This window comes from Streptomyces sp. GMY02, assembly GCF_019056675.1.
Lineage (GTDB): Bacteria > Actinomycetota > Actinomycetes > Streptomycetales > Streptomycetaceae > Streptomyces > Streptomyces odonnellii.
In genome coordinates this window covers 2,013,120-2,033,989 of sequence record NZ_CP077658.1, presented here as the reverse complement: position 1 = coordinate 2,033,989, position 20,870 = coordinate 2,013,120, and the positions used below count along the sequence as shown (strand labels likewise).

The window sequence follows — 20,870 nt, the reverse complement described above, 5'->3', positions numbered from 1 at the left end:
GCGGGCCATCGGTTGTACGGGATACGCGACGTGGTGCCGCTCTGCCGGCCCTACTGGCCTGCGAACTTCTCGCTGACGCCGTCGTAGATGCCCTTGGCGACATCGCCGAGGCGCGGTCCGGCCAGCCAGCCCGCGGTGACCGGGCCTATGGAGGTGTTGGAGACCAGCGCGGGCTTGCCGTCCTGGCCCGCCGCCACCCAGCCGCCGCCGGACGAACCGCCCGTCATGGTGCAGCCGACGCGGTACATCGTCGGGTCCTCGGCGTTCAGCGACAGCCGGCCCGGCTTGTCCTCGCACTGGAAGAGCTTCTGGCCGTCGTACGGCGGCGCCGCCGGATAGCCGGTCGCCGTCATGCTCGCGATCTGCGGCGTGGCCGGGGCGTTGAAGTCCACCGGAAGCGCCGAACCGACCGTCTCCTCCAGCGAGGTGGCGGTGCTGCCCTTCTCCGGGGTGACATGGATGACCGCGAAGTCGTACGGAGCGCCCTGACCGCCGGACGACGCGCCCTGGGCTATCCACTGCTCGGAGGTCTGTGCCCAGTCCGCCCACCACACTCCGTGCGGTGCGATCTGCTCCTGGGGGGCGTTCTCCGACTCCGCCATCGACAGGCCGTCGTTGTTGTACGAGGGGACGAAGGCGAGGTTGCGGTACCAGCCGCCGGCCTTGCCCGCGTGCACACAATGGCCCGCCGTCCAGACCATGTTGGACTTGCCGGGGTGGGCCGGGTCCTGGACCACGGTCGCCGAGCAGACCATCGATCCCTCGGGCCCGTCGAAGAACAGCTTGCCCGACTCGGCCGCGTTCTCCCCGTACGGCGTGTTCACCTCCTGCGCGGTGACGGGCTGAGGAGTCGGGTCGGTGACTCCCGCGTCGCCGGAGATGTCCTGCTCCTTGACGGGCCGCTCGGGCGGCTGCTCCGCGTCCCGCATCCTGTCCGGGTCCCAGAGGTCCTCGATGATCGGGTTGACGAAGTCCCTGGCCTCACGCAGCCACTTGTCCTTGTCCCAGTTCTTCCATTCGCCGTTGCGCCACTTGTCCACATCGATCCCGTGCTCCTTGAGCCGGTCCTTGAGATCGTCCGGAATCGTGATCTGGCCGTCGGCCGCGGCGCTCGGCTCGGCCGCGGCGTTCTCCTCGCCCGGCCCGCAGGCGGTGGCCGTCAGCGCGAGCGTCGCGGCGACCGAGACCGCGGCCAGGGCGGGGAATCCGCGCCGGGTGCTCCTTCCACGGCGTGCGGCGAGCGTCGGGCGAATGGGTCGCATGGCGTGATCCCCCTGGGACTTCGGAACAGTTTCGGAACGGTTCGTACGGAAAGCGAATGACGAGTCCCGGCCTCGGTGTCGGGGCCAGGACAAGACCCTCCACTATGCCGGGTGCCGATGGGGACGGCGTACGGCAGGGCTGCGGTTCCGTGAGCGGTTTCCGGCCTGATCCCTGACCGGTTTCCAACGGCAAGGATCTTTGGTCAGCCCGTGATCCGGGGCATTCCGCGTCGTTGGTACATACGAGGGACGGGGCAGGCTTCACCGTCGAACATTCACCGGACGAGCGCCGTACTGACATGTGACCGAACCGTGACAGCGGGAGGACCGACAGCCGTGGCCGTGACCGAACCAGCTCCGGCGGCGCCCACCGTCGCGCACGAGGGCATTCTCCGGCGCCAGCCCCTGCGTGAAACGGCGGCCCGTACCTATGCGCGGTCGCTGCCCATCGTGCCGGTGCGGGCCCGGGGGATCACGATCGAAGGGGCGGACGGGCGGCGGTATCTGGACTGCGGCTCAGGAGCGGGCGCCCTCGCGCTCGGGCACAACCATCCGGTCGTTCTCGAAGCGATCAGGAAAGTCCTCGACTCGGGTGCTCCGTTACATGTCCCCGACCTCGCGACCCCGGTCAAGGACGCCTTCACCACCGAGCTGCTGGCGACCCTGCCACGGCGGTTCGCCGAGAACGCCCGGGTGCGGTTCTGCGGCCCCGCGGGCAGCGATGCCGTCGAGGCCGCCCTCACCCTCGTCCGTACCGCCACCGGCCGTGACACCCTGCTCGCCTTCACCGGAGCGAGCCATGGACTGACGGCCGGGGCCCTCGCGGCCTCAGCCGGTGCCCGGGACGCACGGGTGGTCCGGCTGCCCTATCCGTACGACTACCGCTGCCCGTTCGGCGTCGGCGGCGAACGCGGCGCGGAACTGGCCGCGCGCTGGACCGAGGATCTGCTCGACGACCCCAGGGGAGCGGCACCGGTCCCCGCCGGAATGATCCTGGAACCCGTCCAGGGTGAGGGCGGAGTGATCCCCGCGCCCGACACCTGGCTACGAAGAATGCGCGAACTGACGGCGGAGCGGTCCATTCCGCTCATCGCGGACGAGGTGCAGACCGGGGTGGGGCGGACCGGTGCCTTGTGGGCCGTGGAGCACAGCGGGATCGTCCCCGATGTGATGGTGCTCTCCAAGGCGATCGGCGGCTCCCTCCCACTGGCTCTGATCGTCCACCACGCGGACCTCGACTGCTGGCCGCCCGGAACCCCCGCGGGCACCTTCCGGGGCAATCAGCTCGCGATGGCGGCGGGCGCCGCGACCCTCGCGTACGTACGGGAGAACGGGCTGGCCGGCCGCGCCGCGGTCCTCGGCGCGCGGATGCTGGGACAGCTTCAGGGCCTGGCCGCGACCCACCGCTGTGTCGGAGACGTACGCGGGCGTGGTCTGATGATCGGTGTGGAACTCGTCGCTCCGGCCCCCGGCGACCCCGCGCCGCCGGACCCCGTACTCGCCGCCGCCGTCCAGCGCGAGTGCCTGAACCGTGGCCTCATCGTCGAACTGGGCGGTCACCGTTCATCCGTCGTGCGGCTGCTCCCTCCGCTCACACTCACCGACGAACAGGCCGTCGCGGTCCTGGACCGCTTTGCCGACGCCCTCGCCGCCGCCGAACGTACAGCGCCGCGCCGGAGCGGAACGGACCCGTGCCCATGACCCAGGACACCGCCGACGCCGGCCCGGGACGCCCCGGACACGCTGGCCACCCGGGACGTCCGGGATCCGCCGGATCCTCAGGACACAGATCCGCCGGACGCCCCGGCCATCCAGGACATCCCGGACACCCTCACAAGGAAGCCCGCGTGAACCCCACACCCTCACCCGAAGTGCCCGAGGCCGACGCCCGTTCCACCGACCACCCCCGAGGACACCAGGGCGGGCAGGCCCCGGCGCGGGCCGCCCGTACCGCCGGATCCCCGACGGTGCCACGGCAGTCCGAAGGCGGCTTCGACGGCGAACCCGCCACCCCGGCAGGCCCGTTCGCCGGCCCTCCGGCGGCCGACCAGCTCGACCACCCTGACCCGCTCAAGGCAGCCGACGCGGCGGCCACCGAGAATCTGCTGCGCTGCTGGGTCAGGGAGACCGGCCTGCCGCGCCCCGACGGCACCGTGCTGCGGATCCCGCTCACCGCCAGCGGCACCGCCCTGCTCGTTCCCGTCCGGTACTGGTCCGCCACGGGCTGGCACCGCTTCGGCATGCCCTTCCTGGAGAACGCGCCTCAGGACGCCCCGGCCGCCGAGGCCGTCACCGTCGCCGCGCTGCTCGGCCGGGAGGGCGGCCGCCACCAGGGAGCCGATCTGGTCGGCCGGGTCGCCAACTCCCTCGGCCACACCGCCGAGTTCATCGCCGACCGGCGCCGGGACCCCGGCGGCCCCGCCGGTACGGATCTCTTCCTCACCGCCGAGCAGTCGCTCGTCCTCGGCCACCCCCTGCACCCCACGCCCAAGAGCCGCGAAGGGCTCTCGGAGGCCGAGGCCCGGCTCTACTCACCCGAGTTGCGCGGCTCCTTCCCGCTGCACTGGATGGCCGTCGACCGGTCCGTACTCGCCACCGACTCGGCCTGGACCGAACAGGGCCGCGTCATCCCCGCGGAACTGCTCACCACCCGCCTCATCGGGGACGTACCCCTGCCCGGTAACACCGTCCCGCTGCCCCTCCACCCCTGGCAGGCACGCGAGTTGAAGCACCGCCCCGCCGTGGCCGCGCTCCTCGACGCCGGCCTCCTGCACGACCTGGGCCCCCATGGCGCGCCCTGGCACCCCACCTCCTCGATTCGTACGGTCCACCGGTCCGACGCTCCCACCATGCTCAAGCTCTCGCTCGGCGTACGGATCACCAACTCGCGCCGTGAGAACCTCCGCAAGGAACTCCACCGGGGCGTCGAGGTGCACCGGCTGCTCCGCAGCGGCCTCGGCAAGGAGTGGCAGGCCGCGCACCCCGGTTTCGACATCGTCCGCGATCCCGCCTGGCTCGCCGTCGACACCCCGGAGGGGGAACCGGTCGGCGGGCTCGATGTGATGGTGCGCCACAATCCGTTCGCGCCCGGGGACGACGCCGTCTGTATCGCCGCGCTGACCGCTCCGCGCCCGTATCCCGGCCGCACGGGCACCCACTCGCGGCTCGCGGAGATCGTCCGTACGCTGGCGGCCCGTACCGGCCGGTCGCGTGCCGCCGTGTCCGCCGAGTGGTTTCTGCGCTATCTGGACCAGGTCGTACGCCCGGTGCTCTGGCTGGACGGTACGGCCGGGATCGCCCTGGAGGCCCATCAGCAGAACACCCTGGTGCTCCTCGACACCGACGGCTGGCCCGTCGGGGGCCGCTACCGCGACAACCAGGGCTACTACTTCCGTGAGTCCCACCGGGCCTCGCTGGAGCGCCGCCTTCCCGGCATCGGCTCGGTCAGCGACACCTTCGTCTCCGACGAGGTCACCGACGAGCGCTTCGCCTACTACCTCGGCATCAACAATGTCTTCGGCCTGATCGGCGCGTTCGGTGCGCAGGGACTCGCCGACGAACGTGTCCTTCTCGCCGCCTTCAGGCAGTTTCTGGCCGGAGCGGCGGAACTCGGCTCGCCGCTGCCCGGACGGCTGCTGGAGCCCGCCACTCTGCGCTGCAAGGCCAATCTGCTGACCCGGCTGCACGGTCTCGACGAGCTGGTGGGGCCTGTTGACACCCAGTCCGTGTATGTCACCATCACGAACCCACTGCGCCATTGATGTGCTTCGTACGCGACCGGCCCGCCACTGATCCGCGGCTCATACGCCATTGATCCGTCACCGGTCCGGCTCTGAAGGAACGCGACCCGTCCGAACTGCTGAGAGGAGACCGCCCCATGCCTCCCGCCGACGCGAGCACCGGCAGTGGAGCCGGCCCCGCCCCGCACCCCGGCGGGGGCACCGAGGACACCGTCGACCTACGGCTCACCGATGAGTTGACCGCACTGTTCGGAGGGGGCGGGCAGGCGGTCGTACCGCCGCGGCCCGCCCCCGCTCCGATGGCCGGTGATCTGCTCGACACCCCGGGTGGCTGGGGTGCCACCCCCACCTCCGCCGGTGCCTTCCGGCTCGTACCCGTCTGTATCGAGCGCGATCTGTCGCTGGTCAGCCGCTGGATGAACGATCCCGCTGTGGCCGCCTTCTGGGAGCTGGCAGGGCCGGAATCCGTGACCGCCGCCCATCTGCGGCCCCAGCTCGACGGCGACGGCCGGAGCGTCCCGTGCCTCGGTGTTCTGGACGGGGTTCCGATGAGCTACTGGGAGATCTACCGCGCGGACCTGGACCCGCTCGCCCGCCACTACCCGGCCCGTCCGCACGACACCGGGATCCATCTCCTACTCGGAGGCGTCGCCGACCGCGGGCGCGGGGTCGGGACCGTCCTGCTCAGAGCCGTCTCCGATCTCATCCTCGACCACCGGCCCCGCTGCGGGCGCGTCATCGCCGAACCCGACCTGCGCAACACCCCGTCCGTCTCCGCCTTCCTGAGCGCAGGCTTCCGCTTCTTCTCGGAGGTCGATCTGCCCGGCAAACGAGCCGCTCTCATGGTGCGCGACCGCGCCCTGCGCGACCGGCTCTGAACGGTCCCTGGCCGGCCCGCCTGCGCCTGCCCCTTGCTCGCCCCCACTCTCAGCCGCTTCCGGCGGCTGTGGATACACCGCTCGATCCACACCGGTCCCGTCCCGAGGAGTCCTCGTGCCGAAGTCCCCTGCCACCCACGACTCCCCTGCCAGCCACGACTCCACCGCTCCTGCCCACAGCTCCACGGCCGGCCGTGACTCCACCGCCCTGCCCGGCTCCACCGTGCCCTTGTTCTCCCCGCCGGAGCTGAACCCCCAGTCCTGGGACCGGGCCGCCGGCCGGCTCCTCGCCAAACTGCTCGGGGAATTCGCGTACGAGGAGATCATCGAACCGGCGCCCGTCCCCGGTGCCGTCGGCCACTACGACCTCACCCTCGACGCCGGAGAATCGCTCCTCTTCCGTGCCACCCGGGGCGCCTACGGCGACTGGCGCGTCGACCCCGGCTCCATCCGGTACCGGAACAGACCCTTCACCGACCCGCTGGCCTTTCTGCCGCTCGCCCGCCGGGTGCTCGGGCTCGACGGCGAGACCCTCGGCCATCTCGTCCGCGAACTCACCGCGACCCTCGCAGCGGACGCCCGGCTCGACCACACCGCCCTCAGCGCGGCACGCCTCGCCGATCTGGGCTACGCCGACCTCGAAGGACACCAGACCGGCCACCCCTGGCTCGTCCTCAACAAGGGCCGCGTCGGTTTCTCCGCCACCGATACGGCGCGCTGGGCGCCCGAGGCCCGCAGACCGGCCCCGCTGCCCTGGATCGCGGTCAGCACCGCCCTTGCCGCCTACCGGGGAGTCCCCGCCCTGGACACCCCCGACCTGCTCTACGCCAGGGAACTCGATCCGGCAGTCCGCGAGCGCTTCGACACCGTCCTCCGGGACCGGGGCCTGGACCCGGCCGCCTATCTCTATCTGCCCGTACACCCCTGGCAGTGGGACGAGGTCCTGCTCCCGCTCTACGCGCCCGCCATAGCCGGGGGAGCGATCGTCCCGCTCCCGACCGACGGTGATCTCCGCCTGCCGCAGCAGTCCATCCGTACGTTCCTCAACATCGGTCGGCCCGACCGGCACACCGTCAAACTGCCCCTGTCCATCCTCAACACCCTGGTCTGGCGCGGACTGCCCACCGAGCGCACCCTCGCCGCCCCCGCCGTCACCGCATGGGTCCACGGCATCCGTGACGCCGACCCGTTCCTGCGCGACGAATGCGGGGTGATCCTGCTGGGCGAGGTCGCCTCGGTGACGGTCGAGCACCCGCTGTACGACCAGCTCCCGGAAGTCCCGTACCAGTACAAGGAACTGCTCGGCGCGATCTGGCGCGAGCCCCTGGAGACCCGGCTCGCCCCCGGGGAGCGTGCCCGTACGCTCGCCTCCCTCATCCATACGGATCCAGAGGGACGGGCGTTCACCGCCGAACTCGTCTCCCGCTCCGGTCTCACGCCCGAGGACTGGCTCCAGCGGCTCTTCGCGGCGCTGCTCCCGCCGCTGCTGCACTTCCTCTACCGCTACGGAACCGTTTTCTCCCCGCACGGCGAGAACGCCATCGTCGTCTTCGACGGCCAGGACGTCCCGGTACGGCTGGCGATCAAGGACTTCGTGGACGATGTGAACATCAGCGCGCAGCCGCTGCCCGAGCACGGCACGATGCCGCGCGACGTGAAGGACATCCTGCTGACCGAGGAGCCGGGCTTCCTCACCCAGTTCATCCATTCAGGGCTCTTCGTCGGTGTCTTCCGCTATCTGGCACCCCTGTGCGAGGAGCAACTCGGGGTGCCTGAGGACGAGTTCTGGTCCCTCGTACGGGCGGAGATCCTGCGCCACCACGTGCGGTTCCCGGAGCTGAAGGAGCGCTTCGCCACGTTCGACCTGCTCACCCCGCGTATCGAGCGGCTCTGCCTCAACCGCAACCGCCTCCACCTCGACGGATACCGCGACCGGTCCGAGCGGCCGCACGCCGCCGTGCACGGTACGGTGCCCAATCCGCTGGCGGCCGGGAGCCGCCGCGAGTGATCGCTGTTGTCAGTGGTGAGCCGTAGGGTGGGTCGGGCTATGACGAAGCCATCACTCCCCGAACTCCTCCACGCCGCCGTCAGCTCCGTCGGCGGCGTGGAAAGGCCCGGCCAGGTCACCATGGCCGAAGCCGTCGCCGAGGCCATCGACACCTCGTCCCATCTGCTGGTCCAGGCCGGCACCGGCACCGGAAAGTCACTCGGCTATCTCGTGCCCGCCCTGGCCCACGGAGAGCGGGTCGTGGTGGCCACCGCGACCCTCGCGCTCCAGCGCCAGCTCGTGGAGCGCGACCTTCCGCGCACGGTCGAGGCGCTGCATCCGCTGCTGCGCAGACGGCCCGAGTTCGCCATGCTCAAGGGCCGGTCCAACTATCTCTGTCTGCACCGGCTGCGCGAGGGGGTGCCGCAGGACGAGGAGGACGGGCTCTTCGACCAGTTCGAGGCGGCCGCGCCGTCCAGCAAGCTGGGCATGGACCTGCTGCGGATGCGGGACTGGGCGGATGAGACCGAGACGGGCGACCGGGACGATCTGACGCCCGGGGTCTCGGACCGCGCCTGGTCGCAGGTGTCCGTCTCGTCGCGGGAGTGCCTGGGCGCGACGAAGTGCGCCTATGGCGCGGAGTGCTTCGCGGAACTGGCGCGGGAGCGGGCCAAGCTCGCCGAGGTCGTCGTGACCAACCACGCCCTGCTCGCGATCGACGCCATAGAGGGCGCGCCAGTGCTTCCGCAGCATGAGGTGCTGATCGTCGACGAGGCCCATGAGCTGGTCTCCCGGGTGACCGGCGCCGCCACCGGCGAGCTGACTCCGGGGCAGGTGAACCGTGCTGTGCGCCGCTCGGCGAAGCTGGTGAACGAGAAGGCGGCGGACGCCCTCCAGACGGCGGCCGAAGGCTTCGAGCGGCTGATGGAGCTGGCCCTGCCCGGGCGGCTCGAAGAGGTCCCCGAGGATCTCGGCTATGCGCTGATGGCGCTGCGCGACGCGGCTCGCACGGTGATCTCGGCGCTGGGCTCGACCCGCGACAAGTCCGTACAGGACGAGGATGTCGTACGGAAGCAGGCGCTGGCGTCTGTCGAGTCCGTGCACGCCGTGGCGGAGCGGATCGCCAACGGGTCCGAGTACGACGTCGTCTGGTACGAGCGGCACGACCGCTTCGGGGCCTCGTTGCGGGTGGCTCCGCTCTCGGTGTCCGGGCTGCTGAGGGAGAAGCTCTTCACCGACCGCTCCGTCGTCCTCACCTCTGCCACGCTCAAGCTCGGCGGTGACTTCAACGGGGTGGGCGCCTCGCTGGGACTGGCGCCAGAGGGGACGGAGGGGGACGACATTCCGCAGTGGAAGGGCATCGATGTCGGCTCGCCCTTCGACTACCGCAAGCAGGGCATCCTCTATGTCGCCCGCCATCTCGCCACACCGGGGCGCGAGGGGTCGCGCGGCGACATGATGGACGAGCTGGCGGGGCTGGTGGAGGCGGCCGGTGGCCGTACGCTCGGTCTGTTCTCCTCGATGCGGGCGGCTCAGGCCGCCGCCGAGGAGCTGCGCGGCAGGCTGGACGCGCCGATCCTGCTCCAGGGCGAGGAGACACTGGGCGAGCTGATCAAGGCTTTCGCCGCCGACCCGAAGACCTGTCTGTTCGGCACGCTGTCGCTGTGGCAGGGCGTCGATGTGCCGGGGCCCAGCTCCCAGCTTGTGGTGATGGACCGGATCCCCTTCCCGCGCCCGGACGATCCGCTGATGAGCGCTCGGCAGAAGGCGGTGGAGGAGGGCGGCGGCAATGGGTTCATGGCGGTGGCCGCGACGCATGCCGCCCTGCTGATGGCCCAGGGCGCCGGGCGGCTCGTACGGGCGAGCGGGGACCGCGGTGTCGTGGCCGTACTGGACCCGAGGCTGGCCAATGCGCGGTACGGCAGCTTCCTGCGCGCCTCACTGCCCGATTTCTGGTACACGACGGACGGCCAGACGGTACGGAGGTCCCTCGCGGCGATCGATGCCGCGGCGCAGGCCGCCGGGGCGTGACGATCCGGGGCCTGGTGTTCCAGACCATGACGACCGGAGAGTGACCGCCTCCGCCGCCGCTCTTCAGCCAGGGCGGCGGGGGCGTGGTTCCGGGGCAAACAGCAGGCCCCGGGACCGGCGCAGAGGGTCCCGGGGCCCGGTCGGAGCCGGTGGAGGCGTCACACCCGGCGCAGGACCGCGACCACCTTGCCGAGGATCGTCGCCTCGTCACCGGGGATCGGTTGATACGCCACATTGTGCGGGAGCAGCCAGACATGGCCGTCCTCGCGGCGGAAGCGCTTGACCGTCGCCTCGCCGTCCAGCATCGCGGCGACGATGTCCCCGTTCTCCGCGACCGGCTGGCGGCGGACCGTCACCCAGTCCCCGTCGCAGATCGCGGCTTCGATCATCGAGTCACCGACGACCTTGAGAACGAACAGCTCTCCGTCACCGACCAACTGGCGGGGGAGCGGGAAGACGTCCTCGACCGACTCCTCGGCGAGGATCGGTCCGCCGGCGGCGATCCGGCCGACCAGCGGGACATAGGACGCGGCGGGCTTGCCGGTCGTGTCCGTCGGCTGGGTGCTCGGCTGGTCCGAGCCGCGCACCTCATAGGCCCTGGGCCGGTGCGGGTCGCGGCGCAGGAAGCCCTTGCGCTCCAGGGCCATGAGCTGATGGGCGACCGACGAGGTGCTGGAGAGCCCCACGGCTTGGCCGATCTCCCGCATCGAAGGCGGGTACCCACGCCGCTGCACGGAGTCCCGGATGACTTCGATGACCCTGCGCTGCCGGTCGGTGAGACCCGAGCTGTCCGCCCTGATTCCTGGAGGTCGGCCGGGCAGCGAACGGCCGGGCTTGGGCCCCTCCGGATTCATGATCCCGTCATTCATGGCATGCACCGGCTCGAGTCGGCTCTGGGAGCGGTCCTGGGCAGTGATGGTGGCACTGTCTGCGGTGGTGGTCACGTCGGCCCCTCTCGAAATGTTCTCCCTAGCTGGACAACGGTAGTAGCTTTCGAAAGGTTGCGCCAAACACACGTTCGAGTGAAAAATCGAAGAGTGACTGCCGTAAGTGACGGACTCGGTGTATGGGCCCGGCTTGTGGCCGTGGGCGGCCCGTCGTCACGGTACCGCCCGGGGTCATGGCGCCGGGGCCCAGGGCGCGGTCCCGCCCGTCCGGTGTGCGGGACCCCGGCGGTCCCGGATCCCGGCCGCCGGGCCCTTCCCGTACGCTCGTGGCCGGCCCGCGCGGGACCGCCGTACCCGCCTCCGCGGGCGACACGCTCCGGGGCATAGGATGCCGTCCGGCCCCAGATGTAGTGGTTGGATTGTCACAACCGCCCAGAAGTTGTGGTCCCGGTCGTTCGGGGCTCAGGGCATCGCCTATGCTGGGGACTGCTTCGAGGGGCTCTTTCCGGGCCCTCACGGGGCTATTCGGTCGCGCCTTGAAGGAGGGTTCGGAGCCATGCACTGCCCCTTCTGCAGGCACCCCGACAGCCGTGTCGTCGACAGCCGCACCACCGACGACGGCACGTCGATCCGGCGCCGCCGCCAGTGCCCCGACTGCTCCCGCCGTTTCACGACGGTGGAGACCGCCTCACTGATGGTGATCAAGCGCAGCGGTGTGACCGAGCCCTTCAGCCGTACCAAGGTCATTTCCGGTGTGCGCAAGGCGTGCCAGGGACGGCCGGTCACCGAGGACGCCCTTGCCCAGCTCGGCCAACGGGTCGAGGAGGCGGTGCGCGCGACCGGGAGCGCCGAGCTGACCACCCACGACGTGGGGCTGGCCATACTCGGCCCACTGCGGGAACTCGACCTTGTCGCGTACCTGCGCTTCGCATCCGTGTACCGGGCGTTCGATTCGCTCGAAGACTTCGAGGCCGCCATCGCGGAACTGCGTGAGCGGCCTCCCGTAGAGGAGTGCGGCGACGGGACCCACGAGGTCCCCGTGCCCGCCACCGCCGCGGACTGAGGGCCGGCCGCATCCGGCCGCTCCGCGGCAACCAGGACCTGTCACGGGCGCCTCAGGCGTTCCCGGGGCTTTGGACACAGACCCCGTGCCACGGGAAGAGCATGGCACGTCAGGGTGTTTTTGTACGTATATGGGAGGCGGCATGACAGAGACGACGAGCGGCCCGGCACGTGGTTCCCGGACCAAGGGGACCAAGGCCGGCAAGGGGCTGCGTATCGAGCGGATCCACACGACACCCGGCGTGCATCCGTACGACGAGGTGGTCTGGGAGCGCCGTGACGTCGTCATGACCAATTGGCGCGACGGCTCGGTCAATTTCGAGCAGCGTGGCGTCGAGTTCCCCGACTTCTGGTCGCTGAACGCGGTCAACATCGTCACCAGCAAGTACTTCCGCGGGGCCGTCGGCACCCCGCAGCGCGAGACCGGGCTCAAGCAGCTCATCGACCGGATCGTGAAGACGTACCGCAAGGCCGGCGAGGACTATCACTACTTCTCCTCGCCTGCCGACGCCGAGATCTTCGAGCACGAGCTGGCGTACGCCCTCCTGCACCAGATCTTCAGCTTCAACTCGCCCGTGTGGTTCAACGTCGGCACCCCGCAGCCGCAGCAGGTCTCGGCCTGCTTCATCCTCTCCGTCGACGACTCCATGGACTCGATCCTGGACTGGTACAAGGAAGAGGGGATGATCTTCAAGGGCGGCTCCGGCGCCGGTCTGAACCTCTCCCGTATCCGCTCCTCCAAGGAACTGCTCTCCTCCGGGGGCAATGCCTCGGGCCCGGTCTCCTTCATGCGCGGCGCCGACGCGTCCGCGGGAACGATCAAGTCCGGTGGCGCCACCCGCCGCGCGGCCAAGATGGTCATCCTCGATGTCGACCACCCGGACATCGAGGACTTCATCCAGACCAAGGTCAAGGAGGAGGAGAAGATCCGCGCCCTGCGCGACGCGGGCTTCGACATGGACCTGGGCGGTGACGACATCACCTCCGTCCAGTACCAGAACGCCAATAACTCGGTCCGGGTGAACGACGAGTTCATGAAGGCCGTCGAGAACGGCGGCAAGTTCGGGCTGCGGGCCCGGATGACCGGCGATGTCATCGAAGAGGTCGAGGCCAAGTCCCTCTTCCGCAAGATGGCCGAGGCGGCCTGGGCCTGCGCCGACCCGGGCATCCAGTACGACGACACGATCAACCGCTGGCACACCTGCCCCGAGTCCGGCCGGATCAACGGCTCGAACCCGTGCAGTGAGTACATGCACCTGGACAACACCTCGTGCAATCTGGCCTCCCTGAACCTGATGAAGTTCCTCCAGGACGACGGCCAGGGCAACCAGTCCTTCGAGTCCGAGCGCTTCGCCAAGGTCGTCGAGCTGGTCATCACCGCGATGGACATCTCCATCTGCTTCGCGGACTTCCCGACCCAGAAGATCGGCGAGAACACCCGCGCCTTCCGTCAGCTCGGCATCGGCTACGCCAACCTCGGTGCCCTGCTGATGGCCACGGGCCACGCCTACGACTCTGACGGCGGCCGCGCGCTGGCCGGCGCCATCACGTCACTGATGACCGGCACCTCGTACCGCCGCTCGGCCGAACTGGCCGCGGTCGTCGGTCCGTACGACGGCTACGCCCGTAACGCCGAGCCGCACAAGCGCGTCATGCGGCAGCACTCCGACGCCAACGCCACGGCCGTCCGCATGGACGACCTGGACACCCCCGTCTGGGCCGCCGCCACGGAGGCCTGGCAGGACGTCCTGCGCCTCGGCGAGAAGAACGGCTTCCGCAACGCCCAGGCCTCGGTCATCGCGCCCACCGGCACCATCGGTCTCGCGATGTCCTGCGACACCACCGGTCTGGAGCCCGACCTCGCCCTGGTCAAGTTCAAGAAGCTGGTCGGCGGCGGCTCCATGCAGATCGTCAACGGCACGGTGCCGCAGGCGCTGCGCCGCCTCGGCTACCAGCCCGAGCAGGCCGAGGCGATCGTCGCCCACATCGCCGAGCACGGCAATGTGATTGACGCGCCCGGACTGAAGCCCGAGCACTACGAGGTCTTCGACTGCGCGATGGGCGAGCGCTCCATCTCCGCCATGGGCCATGTCCGGATGATGGCGGCCATCCAGCCGTGGATCAGCGGCGCGCTGTCCAAGACGGTGAACCTGCCGGAGAGCGCCACCGTCGAGGACGTCGAAGAGGTCTACTTCGAGGCGTGGAAGATGGGCGTCAAGGCCCTCGCCATCTACCGCGACAACTGCAAGGTCGGCCAGCCCCTCTCCGCCAAGAAGAAGGAGGAGAAGGCCACGGAGAAGGTCGCCGAGAAGGCCGAGGAGACCATCCGCCAGGCGGTGGAGAAGGTTATCGAGTACCGCCCGGTCCGCAAGCGCCTTCCCAAGGGCCGTCCCGGTCTGACCACTTCCTTCACGGTGGGCGGCGCCGAAGGCTATATGACCGCCAACTCCTACCCCGACGACGGTCTCGGCGAGGTCTTCCTCAAGATGTCCAAGCAGGGCTCGACCCTCGCGGGCATGATGGACGCCTTCTCCATCGCCGTCTCGGTCGGACTTCAGTACGGCGTGCCGCTGGAGACCTACGTCTCCAAGTTCACCAATATGCGGTTCGAGCCGGCCGGGATGACGGACGACCCGGATGTCCGGATGGCGCAGTCGATCGTCGACTACATCTTCCGCCGGCTCGCCCTGGACTTCCTGCCCTTCGAGACCCGCTCGGCCCTCGGGATCCACTCCGCGGAGGAGCGCCAGCGCCACCTGGACACCGGTTCGTACGAGCCGTCCCTGGACGAGGACACCCTGGACACCGAGAGCCTCGTCCAGTCCACTCCGCGTCCGGCGGAGACGCTGAAGGCGGTCTCCGCCGCCGATGTCGCGGGCCCGGCCGCGATCCCGGCCCCCAAGGAGGCGCACACCTCCGCCGAGCTGGTCGAGATGCAGCTCGGCATCAGCGCCGACGCGCCGCTGTGCTTCTCCTGCGGTACGAAGATGCAGCGGGCGGGGTCCTGCTACATCTGCGAGGGCTGCGGATCGACCAGCGGCTGTAGCTGAAGCCGAGCGAATGACGTCTGATACGACACTGAGCACTTGCTGCTGAGGGTTTGCTGCTGAGGACGCTGATCCGCACGAGAGAGGGCGCCGGCCATGGGCCGGCGCCCTCTCCGGCGTCCGGGATCCGCGGCGTTCCGGATCTGCGGAGACAGCGATCAGGCCGAGGCTTCGTCGGCCGGCGAAGGCACTTCGCACCGACGGAGGACCATGAGCGAGTCCTCCAAGGCCGCCACCATGCCAAAGGTGAACCGGTCGAGCTCAAGGCAGAGCGCGACGTCATCAGGATGCACTCCTTGACGCACACCCTCCGCCAGCTCGGCGGCGGCACGCGACTCGCCGGCACGGCGGAGGAACTCAGCAGCATCCGTTCCGGCCTTGGTGGTCCTGCGAGCGATGTACTGAGCGCACGCCAGATCCTCATCTGCGTGACCGTCCTCGCCGGTGACCACGAACGTGACACTGTCAGACGCGCGTGCCCGCAGGAGCCGAGCCGTCGCCTCCGCCACCACGAAGCCGGCGCACAGCACCAGCGACGCCTCCTTGACCGCAAGGGCGCCGACCGTCCCTGCCGTCGTCTTCTGCACTACGGTCCGTCCGGTGAGGTCAACGGACCGCAGCAGGCCCGGCGAGTTGACCATGTCGAACCCCGGCGCGGGCGGACCGTCTTTGAGCGCCACCCAATCCGGATGGCGAGCCTTGAGCGCCAGGGCTTCGTCCAGCGACTCGGCAAGGACGATCTTTTCCGCACCCCGGGCAAAGGCCCAGGCAACCACCGTGAAAGCCCGCATGACGTCGACCACGACCGCCACGGACGGGGCTTCACCCAGCTCGGCGATGCCAAGGAAACGAGCGTTCATGCCGATCATGTTCGCGCATGCCGGGGCGTCAGACGGTGCCGGTGGTGCCCATCAGGGTGCCGAAGGACTGGGGGTCGGTGTCAAAACCACGGACGGCCGTACGGAACTGCCATGCGCCCGAGGCGTCCCGGGTGAACTCCGCGAAGGTCGCCGCGGTGGCGGCGGGGACACCCGTGAAGTCGTGCTCGGCCAGCTCGGTGTATCCCTCCAGGACACGCGCCCGGGTATTGGTTATGTCGCCGAACGTCCGCCGCCCGTCGCGCTGTTGGATGGCCACCCCCACCACCACCCGGTGGTACGCGGGCGACAGCCGGTCCAGCTCCAGCGTCATCTCCTCGTCGGCACCGAAGCCCTGGCCGGTCCTGCTCTCCCGGTCCAGAGTGATCGTGCCGTCCGGTGAGCGGCTTCCGAAGTAGACGAGATAGGCCGGCTTCCCGTTCGGGTCCTTCGCCGTATAGGTCGCGGCGACGAGGTCGAGATCGTGCGGCGGCGCGCCCAGGGGACTCGGGTCCCACTTCAGCGTGACCTCGATCTTCGCCACCCCTCGGTTGAGACTGCTGCTCACTGGTCCTCCCCCTCGTCCTCATCGGAACCGGGCCGGTCTGAGGCCCACTTACTGCAAGGCTAGACCGGGACACTGACAACAGGCCCCGTGATCAGTCCGGTTGACGCCACGTTGGCCGATACTCGCCTCGTATCCGTGTGCGTACCGCCGGGTTGCGTGCCACGCACTCCTGCGGAGCGTGACCCGCGCCACGCTCCGCGCCGTACGATGGCGCGGTGCTGGTCAAGTGGACGCGCTGCACCGTGGTCGACCGACGAGGGTTTGAACGCGGGCAGCGCAAATGGGCGGGGTTGCTCGGTGAACCGGGGTTCCGGGGGCAGAGCGGGGGATGGAGCCGGACGAAGCCGGGCGTCGCCCATGTCTTCGCGTTCTGGGAGAGCCGCGCGTTCTACGACTCCTTCATGGCCCGCTCGCACGACCGGCTGGCCGCCGCGCAGTCGGGGACGTACCGGGACGTCCAGGCGAAACTATTCGATTACCGCTTCGATGTGAAGACCGGCTTCGAGCCACGGTTCACCGACGCGGACGTGGTCCGGGTCGCGCACTGCAAGGTCCACGAGGACCGTGTCGAGCACTTCGCGCTGATGCAGGAGAAGGTGTGGAACCCGGCGATGGCCGGGTCGCCCGGGATGGTGCGCGGGCTGTTCGGCGAGGCGCCCGGCCATGAGTTCATCGTGCTGTCGATGTGGCAGTCCGCGGCCGAGCACGGAAAGTACCGGGTCGAACGGGTAGAGCGGCTGACCCTGCGCGCGCAGACGGCCGCGGATGTGGCGGCGCTGGCCGGGGACGTCGTCGACCTCGAACCGGGCTGGACGGTGTGACCCCGCGCGCGCCGGCGGTGCGCGCGCCCCGGTGGTACGCCCCGAGCGGCACCCGGATTCCGGGCCGCTCTAGGGTCATGGCATGGCACGACCGCGGCGCATTGTCCTTGTCCGGCACGGAGAGTCGGAAGGCAACGCAGATGACTCGGTGTACGAACGCCGGCCCGACCACGCCCTGAGGCTCACCGAGAAGGGGAGACAGCAGGCCGAGGAGACCGGCGCACGACTGCGCGAGCTGTTCGGCCGGGAGCAGGTCAGCGTCTATGTCTCCCCGTACCGCCGTACGCACGAGACGTTCCAGGCCTTCGGCCTCGATCCGGAACAGGTACGGATACGGGAGGAGCCGCGGCTGCGCGAGCAGGACTGGGGCAACTGGCAGGACCACGACGACGTACAGCTCCAGAAGGCCTATCGCGACGCGTACGGGCACTTCTTCTACCGCTTCGCACAGGGGGAGTCCGGCGCGGATGTGTACGACCGGGTCGGCTCGTTCCTGGAGTCCCTCCACCGGAGCTTCGAGGCGCCCGACTCTCCGGAGAATGTGCTCCTGGTCACCCATGGGTTGACGATGCGGCTCTTTTGTATGCGGTGGTTCCACTGGTCGGTCGCCGAATTCGAGTCACTGTCGAACCCCTGCAACGCGGAGACCCGGACGCTGCTGCTCGGCGCGGACGGCAGATACACCCTGGACCGGCCGTTCGAGCGCTGGCGGACCCCGGAACCGTACGGCCGTATCGGCTAGCACGACCGTGCGATTAAAGTGTCAGTCCGATGACCGCTGACTTCACACTCGCGGGTGACTTCACACCTGAGGGGCGCTTCGAACGTGCCCTGGCCAGCCTGCGCGGACTGTCCGTGGGCGACGCCCTCGGCTCCCAGTTCTTCGTACCGTCCAACTATCCCCTGCTGAAGCGGCGGGAGCTGCCGCCCGGGCTCTGGCAGTGGACCGATGACACCGAAATGGGCGCGTCGGTCCTCGCCGTGCTGGCCGCGCTCGGCCGTATGGATCAGGACACGCTCGCACGCTCCTTCGCCGAGCGCCACGACTTCGACCGGGGCTACGGCCCCGCCGTCAACCGGATGCTCCGGCTGGTCCGGGAGGGCGGCGACTGGCGTGAGCTGGCCGCCGGGCTCTTCAACGGGCAGGGCTCGTGGGGCAACGGAGCCGCCATGCGGATCGCGCCCCTCGGCGCCTGGTACGCGGACGACCCGGAACAGGCCACCCACCAGGCCGAGATCTCCGCGTACACCACGCATCAGCACCGCGAGGCCGTGGCGGGCGCCATGGCGGTGGCGGCGGCCGCGGCCCTTGCCGCCGACCCGGCGGGACCGCCGTCGCCGGAGGCCCTGCTCGACGGAGTGGTGGCACTCGTACCGCGCAGTGCGGTGGGGGCGGGGCTGCGCAGGGCGCGGGACATGCTCGACTACGACGACGCGGGCACCGTCGCCGCCGTCCTCGGCTGCGGACGGCGCACCAGCGCGCAGGACACCGTGCCGTTCGCCCTCTGGTCGGCGGCGCGCGCCCTCGGCGATTTCGAACGGGGCTTCTGGGCAACGGCCCAGGTGGGCGGAGATGTCGATACGAACTGCGCCATCGTCGGGGGAGTGATCGCCGCGAGCACCGCCGGGGCGCCGCCCGAGCACTGGCGGGAGCGTACGGAAGAGCTTCCCGGCTGGCTGTCCTCGGGCGTAACCGGGTGACCACCGGGGGCATGCGTTTGTCACGGTCCTGCCACAGGCGACCCTGAGGGGTGCGGGACCGGCTCGGGTACGTGGTTACTCTGTCCGCCACGCCGCCTTGATGATCTTCGACGGGCGCATGCCGACGAGACACCGGGCCGTACGCACCACTCCACCGCGACGGGGCCCGGTCGGGAGGGGGTCCCGTGACAGATACACCGTCCATACCCGTGCCGGCCGAGGAGCCGGACGACCGGGGGACCGCGGACAGCGAGCAGGAGCCGGCAGACCTGGTCGCCCAGACCGCCGCGCCGAAATCCGAGGCTGCGAGCGCCGGTACGAAAGCCGCGGCTGAGGCCACCGCACGCGTCGGTCCGAAACCCGAGGCTGCGGCCACCGCGCCGAAACCCGAGGCGGAGAGCGTCGCATCCGAAGCCGCCCGGCCGGGCGCGGCAGCGCGGGCATCCGCCGCCTCGTCCCCGTATCGCAAGCAGCCCCAGGGCCCGCCGCCGGCGCCCGACTGGCAGCAGTGGCAGCCGCAGCGTCCCGAGCCGCCCGCCTGGCTCACCGCGATCAGTCCCACCGCCCCGGCCCGCATCCGCGTCGCCACACTCTGGTCGGTCCTGGCGACCGCCCTGCTCAGCGCCCTGCTGCTGGGCGAGGGCGCCGGGCTGAATCTGCTGATCGTGACGGTCCCCGCCGCCCTCGCCGCCTACTTCGCCGCGCAGGCGGCCGGCCGCCGCCCGCGCCCCTGGACGCTGGTCTGGGCCCTCGGAGGTGCGGCGCTGCTGGTCGTCCCCGCCCTGAGCGACGCCGGTCTGCCCACCTTCCTCGCGATCACCACCGCGATGGCCCTGGGGTCGCTGGCACTGCACGGGGCCCGCACCTGGCCGGGCGTGGTGTTCGGCCCGTTCGGCCTGCTCGGTTCCATCGGCACCGCCATGGCCTGGGCTCTGCGCGGTCTGCGCGAGCGCGCCGGACAGTCGCGGCGGCACTGGCTGCCCGTGATCCGCGCGCTCGTCGTCGCGGTCGTGCTGCTGGTCGTGTTCGGTTCGCTCTTCGCGGGCGCCGACGCGGCGTTCGCCGATCTGCTCGGCGGTCTGACCCCGGAGGTGTCGGTCGAGGACGGACCCTGGCGCTTCCTGCTGTTCGGCGTCGGACTCCTCGGCGCCCTCGCCGCCGCGCACACCGCCGCCGCGCCGCTGCGCTGGGACCGCGTCACCGTCCGGCCCGGCAAGGCCCGCGCCCGGATGGAATGGGCGCTTCCGCTGATCGTCCTGAACCTGCTGTTCGCGGCCTTCATCGCCGTCCAGCTCGCCGTGCTCTTCGGCGGTTACCGCAAGGTCTTCGAGCAGACCGGACTCACGCGTTCCGAGTACGCGCGCCAGGGCTTCTGGCAGCTTCTGTGGGTCACCGTCCTCGTCCTGCTCGTCATCGGGCTGGCCCGTCGCTGGGCCCCGCGCGACGGTGCCCGCGACCGCGCGCTGGTCCGTACCGTGCTCGGCGTCCTCTGTGTGCTGACGCTGATCGTGACCGCCTCCGCGCTGCGCCGGATGGACCTGTACGTCGAGGCATACGGACTGACGCGGCTGCGCGTCACGGTGGCGGCGATGGAGCTGTGGCTCGCGCTGGTGATCGTGCTGATCCTGGTGGCGGGGGCCGTGGGCGGACGCTGGCTGCCGCGCGCTGTCGCCGCGAGCGCTGCCGCGGCCGTCCTCGTGTACGGGCTGCTCTCGCCGGACGGGCTGGTCGCCGAGCAGAACGTCCAGCGGTACGAACGTACGGAGAAGATCGACGTCGAGTACTTCCAGGAGCTGTCCGCCGACGCGGTGCCGGCCCTGGACCGGCTGCCCGAGCCGCTGCGCTCATGCGCTCTGACCGGTATTGATCAGAATCTGTCGGAGGGCGACCAGCCCTGGTACGCGACGAGCCTGGCCGAACGGCGGGCCCGCGACATTCTGGCGGAGCGGCCGGTCGACCACTCCGTCACCTGTGCCGGCTGGGGCTATTTCGACGATTACCGCGGCGACTTCGACGGGCTGTGACGTTT

At 70.3% G+C, this 20,870-nt stretch carries 15 protein-coding genes; 11 read left to right on the top strand and 4 right to left on the bottom strand.

Features of this window, described 5'->3' with window-relative positions; translation table 11 throughout:
• Nucleotides 1–50: 50 nt before the first annotated feature.
• The gene (locus KQY30_RS08420) at nucleotides 51–1,262 is read right to left on the bottom strand and encodes a serine protease (RefSeq protein ID WP_217306306.1); all 1,212 of its coding nucleotides are present in this window, start codon (nucleotides 1,260–1,262) and stop codon (nucleotides 51–53) included.
• Between the two features lie 336 nt (nucleotides 1,263–1,598).
• Between KQY30_RS08420 and KQY30_RS08415 the strand changes: the two genes are divergently transcribed.
• The 5 genes from KQY30_RS08415 (at nucleotide 1,599) to KQY30_RS08395 (ending at nucleotide 9,898) form a co-directional block, all read left to right on the top strand.
• Nucleotides 1,599–2,963, top strand: a complete 1,365-nt coding sequence (locus KQY30_RS08415) for a diaminobutyrate--2-oxoglutarate transaminase family protein (RefSeq protein WP_217306305.1) — start codon at nucleotides 1,599–1,601, stop codon at nucleotides 2,961–2,963.
• Nucleotides 2,964–3,109: 146 nt separating this feature from the next.
• Nucleotides 3,110–5,023: an IucA/IucC family siderophore biosynthesis protein gene (locus tag KQY30_RS08410; protein WP_254407020.1), complete on the top strand. Its 1,914-nt coding sequence runs from the start codon at nucleotides 3,110–3,112 to the stop codon at nucleotides 5,021–5,023.
• A gap of 116 nt (nucleotides 5,024–5,139) precedes the next feature.
• Nucleotides 5,140–5,880, top strand: coding sequence for a GNAT family N-acetyltransferase (locus tag KQY30_RS08405; RefSeq protein ID WP_217306303.1), 741 nt, complete (start codon nucleotides 5,140–5,142; stop codon nucleotides 5,878–5,880).
• Between the two features lie 223 nt (nucleotides 5,881–6,103).
• A complete protein-coding gene (locus KQY30_RS08400; RefSeq protein ID WP_254407554.1) occupies nucleotides 6,104–7,888 on the top strand; it encodes an IucA/IucC family siderophore biosynthesis protein in 1,785 nt (594 codons plus the stop codon).
• Between the two features lie 39 nt (nucleotides 7,889–7,927).
• Nucleotides 7,928–9,898: an ATP-dependent DNA helicase gene (locus KQY30_RS08395; RefSeq protein WP_217306301.1), complete on the top strand. Its 1,971-nt coding sequence runs from the start codon at nucleotides 7,928–7,930 to the stop codon at nucleotides 9,896–9,898.
• Between the two features lie 158 nt (nucleotides 9,899–10,056).
• Here the strand turns inward: KQY30_RS08395 and lexA are convergent, their stop codons facing one another.
• The gene (lexA, locus tag KQY30_RS08390) at nucleotides 10,057–10,842 is read right to left on the bottom strand and encodes a transcriptional repressor LexA (protein ID WP_217306300.1); all 786 of its coding nucleotides are present in this window, start codon (nucleotides 10,840–10,842) and stop codon (nucleotides 10,057–10,059) included.
• A gap of 499 nt (nucleotides 10,843–11,341) precedes the next feature.
• Here lexA and nrdR point away from each other — a divergent pair, with 499 nt between their 5' ends.
• Together nrdR and KQY30_RS08380 are read left to right on the top strand one after the other, a co-directional pair.
• A complete protein-coding gene (nrdR, locus tag KQY30_RS08385; protein WP_217306299.1) occupies nucleotides 11,342–11,848 on the top strand; it encodes a transcriptional regulator NrdR in 507 nt (168 codons plus the stop codon).
• Nucleotides 11,849–11,990: 142 nt separating this feature from the next.
• On the top strand, nucleotides 11,991–14,897 hold the full coding sequence (locus KQY30_RS08380) for a vitamin B12-dependent ribonucleotide reductase (RefSeq protein ID WP_217306298.1): 2,907 nt from the start codon (nucleotides 11,991–11,993) through the stop codon (nucleotides 14,895–14,897).
• Nucleotides 14,898–15,052: 155 nt separating this feature from the next.
• On the opposite strand, the gene KQY30_RS08375 is transcribed toward KQY30_RS08380, so the two are convergent.
• Together KQY30_RS08375 and KQY30_RS08370 are read right to left on the bottom strand one after the other, a co-directional pair.
• The gene (locus KQY30_RS08375) at nucleotides 15,053–15,754 is read right to left on the bottom strand and encodes a 2-phosphosulfolactate phosphatase (protein ID WP_217310883.1); all 702 of its coding nucleotides are present in this window, start codon (nucleotides 15,752–15,754) and stop codon (nucleotides 15,053–15,055) included.
• Nucleotides 15,755–15,782: 28 nt separating this feature from the next.
• Entirely contained in the window at nucleotides 15,783–16,319 is a 537-nt protein-coding gene (locus tag KQY30_RS08370; RefSeq protein ID WP_217306297.1) for a TerD family protein, read from the bottom strand.
• A 215-nt stretch (nucleotides 16,320–16,534) separates the two neighbouring features.
• On the opposite strand from KQY30_RS08370, the gene KQY30_RS08365 reads away from it, so the two are divergent.
• The 4 genes from KQY30_RS08365 (at nucleotide 16,535) to KQY30_RS08350 (ending at nucleotide 20,865) form a co-directional block, all read left to right on the top strand.
• On the top strand, nucleotides 16,535–17,140 hold the full coding sequence (locus tag KQY30_RS08365) for a YdbC family protein (protein WP_046495476.1): 606 nt from the start codon (nucleotides 16,535–16,537) through the stop codon (nucleotides 17,138–17,140).
• 82 nt (nucleotides 17,141–17,222) lie between these two features.
• A complete protein-coding gene (locus KQY30_RS08360; protein WP_217306296.1) occupies nucleotides 17,223–17,882 on the top strand; it encodes a histidine phosphatase family protein in 660 nt (219 codons plus the stop codon).
• A gap of 29 nt (nucleotides 17,883–17,911) precedes the next feature.
• A complete protein-coding gene (locus KQY30_RS08355) occupies nucleotides 17,912–18,841 on the top strand; it encodes an ADP-ribosylglycohydrolase family protein (protein WP_217306295.1) in 930 nt (309 codons plus the stop codon).
• A gap of 185 nt (nucleotides 18,842–19,026) precedes the next feature.
• Nucleotides 19,027–20,865, top strand: coding sequence for a DUF4153 domain-containing protein (locus tag KQY30_RS08350; protein WP_254407018.1), 1,839 nt, complete (start codon nucleotides 19,027–19,029; stop codon nucleotides 20,863–20,865).
• The last annotated feature ends 5 nt before the right edge of the window (nucleotides 20,866–20,870 follow it).

Excerpts from the sequence above, each read along its gene's own strand:
- KQY30_RS08360 (WP_217306296.1), top strand. The coding sequence starts at position 17,223 with ATGGCACGACCGCGGCGCATTGTCCTTGTCCGGCACGGAGAGTCGGAA.
- KQY30_RS08380 (WP_217306298.1), top strand. The coding sequence starts at position 11,991 with ATGACAGAGACGACGAGCGGCCCGGCACGTGGTTCCCGGACCAAGGGG.
- KQY30_RS08420 (WP_217306306.1), bottom strand. The coding sequence starts at position 1,262 with ATGCGACCCATTCGCCCGACGCTCGCCGCACGCCGTGGAAGGAGCACC.
- KQY30_RS08375 (WP_217310883.1), bottom strand. The coding sequence starts at position 15,754 with ATGAACGCTCGTTTCCTTGGCATCGCCGAGCTGGGTGAAGCCCCGTCC.
- nrdR (WP_217306299.1), top strand. The coding sequence starts at position 11,342 with ATGCACTGCCCCTTCTGCAGGCACCCCGACAGCCGTGTCGTCGACAGC.
- KQY30_RS08355 (WP_217306295.1), top strand. The coding sequence starts at position 17,912 with ATGACCGCTGACTTCACACTCGCGGGTGACTTCACACCTGAGGGGCGC.
- KQY30_RS08395 (WP_217306301.1), top strand. The coding sequence starts at position 7,928 with ATGACGAAGCCATCACTCCCCGAACTCCTCCACGCCGCCGTCAGCTCC.
- KQY30_RS08405 (WP_217306303.1), top strand. The coding sequence starts at position 5,140 with ATGCCTCCCGCCGACGCGAGCACCGGCAGTGGAGCCGGCCCCGCCCCG.